This window comes from Acidisphaera sp. L21 (genome assembly GCF_009765685.1).
GTDB lineage: Bacteria > Pseudomonadota > Alphaproteobacteria > Acetobacterales > Acetobacteraceae > LMUY01.
In genome coordinates this window covers 314-8,418 of record NZ_LMUY01000117.1, presented here as the reverse complement: position 1 = coordinate 8,418, position 8,105 = coordinate 314, and the positions used below count along the sequence as shown (strand labels likewise).

8 protein-coding genes are annotated in these 8,105 nt (G+C 65.8%); 4 read left to right on the top strand and 4 right to left on the bottom strand.

What is annotated here, in order from left to right:
• Nucleotides 1-1,337, top strand: a 1,337-nt coding sequence (locus GSQ76_RS23025; protein WP_158746457.1) for a CoA transferase, incomplete at its 5' end; no start/stop codon positions are given.
• 21 nt (nt 1,338-1,358) lie between these two features.
• Here the strand turns inward: GSQ76_RS23025 and GSQ76_RS23020 are convergent.
• Together GSQ76_RS23020 and GSQ76_RS23015 are read right to left on the bottom strand one after the other, a co-directional pair.
• Nucleotides 1,359-2,933, bottom strand: coding sequence for an ABC transporter substrate-binding protein (locus GSQ76_RS23020; RefSeq protein WP_158746456.1), 1,575 nt, complete (start codon nt 2,931-2,933; stop codon nt 1,359-1,361).
• A 118-nt stretch (nt 2,934-3,051) separates the two neighbouring features.
• Nucleotides 3,052-4,563, bottom strand: a complete 1,512-nt coding sequence (locus GSQ76_RS23015; protein WP_158746455.1) for an aspartate ammonia-lyase — start codon at nt 4,561-4,563, stop codon at nt 3,052-3,054.
• Nucleotides 4,564-4,688: 125 nt separating this feature from the next.
• On the opposite strand from GSQ76_RS23015, the gene GSQ76_RS23010 reads away from it, so the two are divergent.
• The 3 genes from GSQ76_RS23010 (at nt 4,689) to bfr (ending at nt 6,495) form a co-directional block, all read left to right on the top strand.
• On the top strand, nt 4,689-5,600 hold the full coding sequence (locus tag GSQ76_RS23010; protein WP_158746454.1) for a DMT family transporter: 912 nt from the start codon (nt 4,689-4,691) through the stop codon (nt 5,598-5,600).
• 101 nt (nt 5,601-5,701) lie between these two features.
• Complete coding sequence (locus GSQ76_RS23005; RefSeq protein WP_254070586.1) at nt 5,702-5,962, top strand: bacterioferritin-associated ferredoxin; 261 nt, start codon at nt 5,702-5,704, stop codon at nt 5,960-5,962.
• Between the two features lie 47 nt (nt 5,963-6,009).
• On the top strand, nt 6,010-6,495 hold the full coding sequence (bfr, locus tag GSQ76_RS23000; RefSeq protein WP_158746453.1) for a bacterioferritin: 486 nt from the start codon (nt 6,010-6,012) through the stop codon (nt 6,493-6,495).
• 49 nt (nt 6,496-6,544) lie between these two features.
• On the opposite strand, the gene GSQ76_RS22995 is transcribed toward bfr, so the two are convergent.
• Together GSQ76_RS22995 and GSQ76_RS22990 are read right to left on the bottom strand one after the other, a co-directional pair.
• On the bottom strand, nt 6,545-6,967 hold the full coding sequence (locus GSQ76_RS22995; protein ID WP_158746452.1) for an OsmC family protein: 423 nt from the start codon (nt 6,965-6,967) through the stop codon (nt 6,545-6,547).
• A 75-nt stretch (nt 6,968-7,042) separates the two neighbouring features.
• On the bottom strand, nt 7,043-8,105 hold a 1,063-nt coding region (locus tag GSQ76_RS22990; protein WP_216851242.1), incomplete at its 5' end, for a replication initiator protein A.

The window sequence follows — 8,105 nt, the reverse complement described above, 5'->3', positions numbered from 1 at the left end:
ACCCGTTCTATCGCACCCCGTTCAAGGTCGGCGAAACCGTCGCCGCCGTGCTGACGGGGATTGGCGTCGCCGCCAACGACATCTGGCAGCTCCGCACCGGGCAGCGCCAAACCGTATCGATCGACGTCGCCATGGCCGCCGCCACCATCCGCACCGGCGATTACACGCGGGCGCAGGATGCCTCTGGCGCGTTCCACCACGTGCCGACGCCCACCAATTTCGCCCACATGCTCACCGTCACCCAGCCCTGGCGCACGAAGGACGACCGCTACGTCCTGCCCCACTTGAACCTACCGCACCTCAGCGCCCGAGTGCTGGGCGTCCTTAACTGTGAAAGCACGCCGGAGGCCGTCGGCGGCGCCGTCGCGCAATGGAACGCGGACGATCTGGAGGAAGCGATCGCCACCGCCCGCGCTTGTGGCGGCAAGGTCCGCACGCAGGCCGAATGGCTCGCCCACCCGCAGGGCCGCTTCCTCGCCAACCTACCCCTGGTTGGCATCGAACGCACCACGCCGGGCAACCCCGAGCCGTTCAAACCCGGTGACCGCCCCCTGGCCGGCGTGCGCGTGTTGGACCTGACGCGCATCCTGGCCGGCCCGCTCGCCGGCCGCGCTTTGGCCGAACAGGGTGCCGACGTGCTGATGGTCACTGCCGAACACCTGCCGCAAACCGCCGAGCACGTCCGCGACACCAGCCACGGCAAGCGAAGCTGCTTCATCGACCTCAAGACCCCGGACGGCAAAGCCGCCCTAGAAGCGCTGGTGCGGGAGGCGGACGTCTTCCTCAGCGGCTATCGACCCGGCGAACTCGCCAAACTTGGTTTCGGCCTGGACGACCTGCAACGCCTACGACCCGGCATCGTCGTCACCACCGTGTCCTGCTTCGGCCCCGGTGGCCCATTGGCAGGGCGCGCCGGGTGGGAGCAGGTCGCCCAATGCGTCACCGGAATCGCCGAAGCGAATGGCCGCCTGGCCGGAACCGGCGCACCGAAACTCGTCTTCGCGCCCGTCTGCGACTACACCACCGGCTATCTGGCCGCCTACGGCACGCTGCTAGCGCTCGCCCGTCGCGCCCGCGAAGGCGGCAGCTTCCATGTGCAGGCCTCGCTCTGCCAGGCCGGCATGTTCCTGCAGCGCCAGGGCCTGCTGGACGATTTCCAGGACGCCCCGGAACGCCTCACCGAGGAAGCCCTCGCCACCGCCGCCGTCGAAGCCGACACCTGCTACGGCCGGCTACGCACACTAGGCCCGGTGCTGCGCATGTCCGCCACTCCGCCGCGCTGGGAACGCACGACGCCAAAACTGGGCGGCGACACGCCCGCCTGGCTACCGCGCTGAATGCAATGCGGCCGGCATTCGCTACGCTGGCCGCACGTTCCACGGATACGGAGCCACGCCCTGCAACACCCCGGTGATGCTGTTGCGATAGGCCGTTTTGGTGAAGTTGATGCCCAGCGGCACGGTCGCCACCTCGGTCATCGCCAACCGCGCAATCTCGGAGGCCACGCGCTTCTGCCCGGCGGCGTCGGGCGCCGCCAGCCAATCCTGCGTCAGCTCCTCCGCCTTGTCGCTCGTCCACCAACCGAACCAACCGGCCTTGCCCTGGCCACGCACCAGGGTGGAGGTCGCCGGAGACGAATAGCCGCCGGACGAGCCGAAGGTGTGGAAGACGCTCCAGCCACCCTTGTCCACGCCTTCCATGTTGGCCCGGCGCTGGATCACCGTGCCCCAATCCATCGATTGGAAATCCACGTTGAAGCCCATTTTCTGCATCAAATCCGCCGTCACCTGGCACAGCGGCGCGATGGCCGGGAAATCGCTGGGGCTCAGCAGAACCACACGCTGTCCGGCGTAACTGCTGGCCTTCAGCGCTGCCGTCGCCGCTTTCAAATCGCCCTTCATCAGCGTGCCATCATCCAGCGTTTCATACGCGGTGCCGCACGGGAACTCGCTGCGGCAGGTCCGCCACAGCGATTGGTCGTCACCGAACGTGGCCCGCATGTAGTCTTCCTGGTTCACCCCCATCAGCACCGCGCGCCGGATCGCCACGTCGTTGAACGGCGCCTGCAGGCAGTTCATCCGCATCAGCGATTCATTGCCCTGCGGGTTGGACACCATCAGGCTGATCGACTTGTCCCGCGCCAGCGACGGCAGCAGGTCGTTGATCGGCTGTTCCCACCAATCGATCTCGCCATTGCGCAGCGCGGCCGCGGCGGTGGCCGGGTCGGGAATGATGTTCCACTCGACCCGCTGGAAATGCGCGATCTTGGCGCCCGTGCCCCAATCCGGTGCCTCGGTGCGCGGTACGTAGCCATCGAACTTCTCATACGCCATGTGGCTGCCGGAATTGTATTCCTTCGCCAGGAACTTGTACGGGCCGGAGCCGACCATCTCGGTGATCTGCGCGTTCGCATCCGTCTTTGCCAGGCGTTCCGGCATCATAAACGCGGCGGAACTATCGGGCTTGCCCAACCCGGTCGCCAGCAGCGGGAAGGGCCGGGTCAGCTTCAGTTCGATCGTGCGATCATCCGGGGCGCCCCAGGTATCGACCACCTTGGCAATCAACTGGCCGAAGCCATCCCGCTTCGCCCAGCGCTGGATGCTGGCCACGCAGTCGGCCGCCCGCACCGGCGTGTTGTCGTGGAACTTCAACCCCTCGCGCAGCCGAATGCGCCACACCCGCCCGTCGGCAGAAACCTCGTGCCCCTCCGCCATTTGCGGCCGCGGCTGGCCGTCCATCGGGTTGGAATACAGCGTGTCGAACACGTAGTTGGCGTGGTTGCCGGTAACGATGGCGGTGGTGAAGATCGGATCCAGCGCCGTCAGATTCGCTTGCGGCACGAAACGCAACGTCGGAATCTTTGCCGGCTGCGCAATGGCTGGCGCAGCAAGGACCGACGCGGCAGCCGTCTTCAACAGAGTGCGGCGCAGCATGACATTCTCTCCCGTATTGCAGTGCGCCTTCCTGAACCGGGCACACCAGATCATCACCCGCCCTGTCCGGAACCGTCAACCCGGCCCGGTTCCGAAACAGGTGCGGCCTAAGCGCGGCTCAGGCCTTCAGCACAGAGGGCAGCAGGGTCGAGCGGGAGGGCCGGGTCATCGCATCCAATTGCAGCAAGTCTTTCAACTGCGCCTCCGTCAGCAATCCTTCCTCCAGCACCAGATCCGACACCCGGCGCTTCTCCGCCAACGCCCGCTTGGCAATGCGCGAGCACGCCTCGTACCCCAGCGTCGGCCCCAGCGCCGTCACCAACCCGATGCTGTTCTCCACCAGTTCCAGGCAATGCTCCCGATCCGCCTCGATCCCCACCACGCAGCGCTTGGTCAGCGTATTGATCGCCGCCGTCAAAATCCGCAGCGAGGTCAGCACGCAATACCCAATCGTCGGCTCGAACGCGTTCAGCTGCAATTGCCCGCCCTCGGCGCACATCGTCACCGTGAGATCGTGCCCGATCACCAGGTACGCCACCTGGTTCACCACCTCGGGGATCACCGGGTTCACCTTGCCCGGCATGATCGACGACCCCGCCTGCACCGCCGGCAGCCGGATCTCACCGAACCCGGCGCGCGGGCCGCTGGATAGCAGGCGCAGATCGTTGCAGATCTTCGACAGCTTCACGGCCACCCGCTTCAACACGCCGGAGAACAGCACGAACGCGCCCATGTCGGACGTCGCTTCGATCAGGTTGGACGCAAGCACCATCGGCTGATGCGCGACCCGGGCCAATTCCTCCACCACCAGCGAGGCATAGCGCGGATCGGCATTGATCCCGGTCCCGATCGCCGTAGCCCCCAAATTCACCTCGCGAAAGAACGCGGCCGATTCCCGAAGGCGGGACACATCCTCCTTGATGGTGGCGTGGTAGCCGTCGAACTCCTGCCCCAGCGTCATCGGCACCGCGTCCTGCAACTGGGTGCGGCCGATCTTCATTACGTCGGCGAACTCCACCGCCTTGCCCTTGAACGCAAAGGCTAGTTCGTCCAGCGCCTCCATCAGCGGTTCGGTCGCCAGGATCACGCCCAGCCGCAGCGCCGTCGGGTATGCGTCGTTGGTCGACTGCGCCATGTTGACGTCGTCATTGGGGTGCAGCGCGGCGTAGTGCCCACGGGGATGGCCCAGGATCTCCAGCGCGACGTTGGCCACCACCTCGTTCGTGTTCATGTTGGTCGACGTGCCGGCGCCGCCCTGCACCGCGTCCACCACGAACTGGTCGTGGAAATCCCGCCCGGCGGCGATGCGGATGCAGGCCTTGTCGATCGCCTCGGCCTTGGCCGCCGGCAGATGGCCCAGCCGCTTGTTGGCCCGCGCCGCCGCCTGCTTCACCATCACCAGGGCGCGCACGAACTCCGGGAAATGCCCCACCGGCACACCGGTGATGGGGAAGTTCTCCACCGCCCGCATGGTATGGATGCCCCAATACGCATCGGCCGGGATGTCGGCCTCGCCCAGCAGATCGTGCTCGCGCCGCGTCGTCACCTCGCTCAGCGCGATCGTCTGGGTGCGCGCAAGCTCGATCGTGTCGGCCCGCTCGTCGGTCGGCGTTGGGACGGGATCGCTCATGCCGGGCACTACCTTGTTCTGTTTTTGCCTCCACACTCTGCGGCCCGCGATCGGACGGTGTCGAGATGGCTGATCATCGGCGGCCGGGGTTGTCGCGATGGGGGGCTTCCTGTCTGCTGCCCGCAATGAGACGCCAAGCGCCAACCCTGGCCCCCGCCGCCGACGCACCCAATCTCTTGGCGCAGGCAACGCCGCTGCTATTCGTGGTCATCTGGGCGACCGGCTTCGTCGTAGCCCGGCTGGTGGCGCCGCATATCGAGCCGCTGACCTTCCTGACCTTCCGGTTCACCCTCACCGCTATTGCCTTCGCCGCCCTCTGCACCGCCACGCGCGCGAAGTGGTCGGCCACATGGCAGGGCTGGGCCTTCGCCCTCGGCACCGGGGTGCTGATGCAGGGCATCTACCTGGGCGGCATCTTCTGGGCGACGCATCGCGGCCTGCCGGCATCGGTCGCCGCACTCATCACCGGCCTACAACCATTGGCAACCGCCCTTTTGGCGTTCCCGCTGTTGGGGGAGCAGGTTTCGCGCCGCCGTTGGCTCGGCATCGTCACCGGGTTCGTGGGCGCGATACTGGTGATCGCGCCAACCCTGGCGCAGGGTGCCGCGTCGCGATTGGGGCTGGGGCCAATCTTGATGTGCCTGGCCTCGATGCTGGCGATCACCGCCGCCACGCTGGTGCAGAAGCGGCTTCCCGCCACCACCGATTTGCGCACCCACGCCTGCGGCCAGTTCATCGGCGGCACCGCCTTCGTGGCACCACTCGCCTGGTTCACCGAACGCGGCGTGTTCGACAATGACTGGCAGCTTTGGGTGGGGTTGGCCTGGGGCGTGCTCGCCCTCTCGGTCGGCGCCTCGCTGTTGCTGCTGACGCCGATCCGCCGCCGCGCAGTGTCCGGCGTCGCCTCGCTCTTCTACCTGGTACCGCCAGTGGTTGCCCTCATGGCGCTGGTCCTGTTCGGCGACGAACTCGGCACCGTGCAAATCGTCGGCATGGTCGTCGCCGCGATCGGCGTGTCCGTGGCAAGCCGCGGCTGAGCAGGAGCCAAGCCGGCCCCGTCTCCCCGGTCACCAGCGCGCCCAACACGCTCTGGCCCGGCATCTAACCGAACATTAAGCACCGCGACGCAGTTTTGACGTTGCGAACGCTTCTCAGTATCGTTATCAACACCGTGCCCCCGGATGGAGCGCCCGGTTTGTACATCTGCCACTGCAACGCCCTGACAGACACCGACATTCAGCAGGCCGCCGCACAGGGCGCGTGCCGCCCTCGGGAAGTCTACGACGCCTGCGGCTGCACCGCACAATGCGGCAGTTGCACGCGACGGATCCTGGCGCTCCTGCAGGAAGCCCGGATCGAGCAGGCCGCCGAACCCGCGCTGGTTGCCGCCATGGACTAGTAGTGGCAGTCTCCACTTGATCGATCGCGCGCACCAGGAGACTTGCCTTGAAAGCTGACCCAAAAGTCATCGAGTATCTCAATACTCAGCTCACCAACGAGCTGACGGCGATCAATCAATACTTCCTGCATGCACGAACATTGCGTCACTGGGGCGTGACTCTGCTCGGCAAGCACGAATACGCCGAGTCGATCGAAGAAATGAAGCATGCCGACGATCTGATCGAACGCATCCTCTTCCTGGGAGGCCTGCCCAACGTACAGCGCCTCAACCAGATCATGGTCGGGCAGACCGTCGAGGAAATCCTCCGGGCCGACCTCGCCATCGAGGAGAAGGCCTGCGGTGACCTGCGCGACGGCATCGCCCATTGCGAAACCGTGCGGGACTATGTGTCCCGCGACCTGCTGCGCCGGATCCTGGACAATGAGGAGGAGCACCTGGACTTCCTCGACCGCCAGTTCGACCTGATCAAGCTGATCGGGATCGAGCGCTATATCCAACTCAACTCCGCCCCGGCGCCCGACCAGCACTAGGCCGCTCTCAGGCCGGGGCAGGAACCATCCCGCCCCGGCCTATCGGTCGCTAGACCAGCTTCGCGTCCAAGCTGATCTCGGCCTTCAGCAGCTTCGACACCGGGCAGCCAGCTTTGGCCTTGCCGGTCAGCTCGGCGAAAACCTCCGGCGTGATGCCGGGGATCTTAGCCTCCAGCGCCAGCGCGACGGCGGTGATGGAAAACCCGTCCCCGACCTTCTCCAGCGTCACGGTCGCCTTGGTCTGCATGGACTCGGCGGTGAACCCGGCCTCCCCCAAGATCAACGACAGGGCCATCGTGAAGCACGCCGAATGGGCCGCCCCGATGAGTTCTTCCGGGTTGCTGCCAGGCTGGCCCTCGAACCGGCTGGCGAACCCATACGGGTAATCGGACAGCGCGCCGCTTTTCGTCGAAATCGCGCCCTTGCCGTCCTTGATGCCACCCTGCCAATGGGCTGAACCATACGTATTCATGCTGTGTCCTTTAATGAAGCCGGAAGCCGGTCACTGTAACCCGCAACCCGGCGACCGTCTTGGAAATTTCAGCGACTAATTCGCCAGCGGCTCCATCACCAGCCCGGCGGCCGCGATCGTGCGCGGGCGGGGCTTGAACACCACCAGCACCGCCTCGTTCGGAGTGCGCTTGGCGCCCTTGGTCCCTTTCATGCCCGCCGCCTCCATTGCCTTGGCGGTGGGGGAGGCGTGGTCGTTCACCAGGAACAACTGGTAGTCGGGCAGGCGATCCAGCTCGGCCAGTTCCTTCAAATCGAATTTGAAGCGGCGCAGATTGCGCTGCATCGTGCCGCATTTCTTCGCCAGCAGCAGCAGCGACACCTTCCACTCCGCCTGCCGCCCGACATGCTTGCGCGCAATCTCATACAGCCGCCGCTCCAGCCCGCCGGTCAGGTCGAAATACGCCGGGTTGATCGCCAGCACCCGCCGATCCTTCACCAGGGCGCGGAACGTCCAGTCATTCAGGGTGATCTCCAGCCCTTGCATGACCCGGTTCCCCGCCTTGTTCTCCTTCGTCAGGATGCGAAAGCTGTCGATCCAACCGAACCCCCGCGTCTCCCGCTCCCCGCCCGACTGGATGTCGGTCGTGATGGTGGTGGAGCGCAGCCGGAACAGCGCGTCGTAGATCTCCTGGTAGCCATTCTTGCCGGTGTGCCGCCGGGTCACCCGGAGCAGATCATACGCGGCGATGCGGACGGTCCGGCTGACCTCCTCGCCACGCTCGATCTTGGAGTTGATCAGGCTGGACAGGTAGATCAGTACGTCCTTGTCCCAGATCGTCGCAATCCCCCGCTCCCCTGGCGAAATCCGGATCGCGACATTGCCGTCCTGGTAGATGATCGGCGTCAGCAACGGGCGCTTCTGCAGGGCGAAGAACGGGAACTCCATCGTGGCGCGATCGTCGCGCAACGGGGCCGACACCAGGCTTTCGACGAACATGTCGATCTGCCGGTCCGGGGGCATGACCTCCGACGCCTCCAACTCTTCCAGCAGCCCGGCCATGCAATCCCCTTCCGCACACAGAATGGCGATGGAGGGGGTGGGAAGGGAAGCGTCCATCCGTTCCCGATTCCCCGAGTTTAGCCCCTCAAAGCGTTCC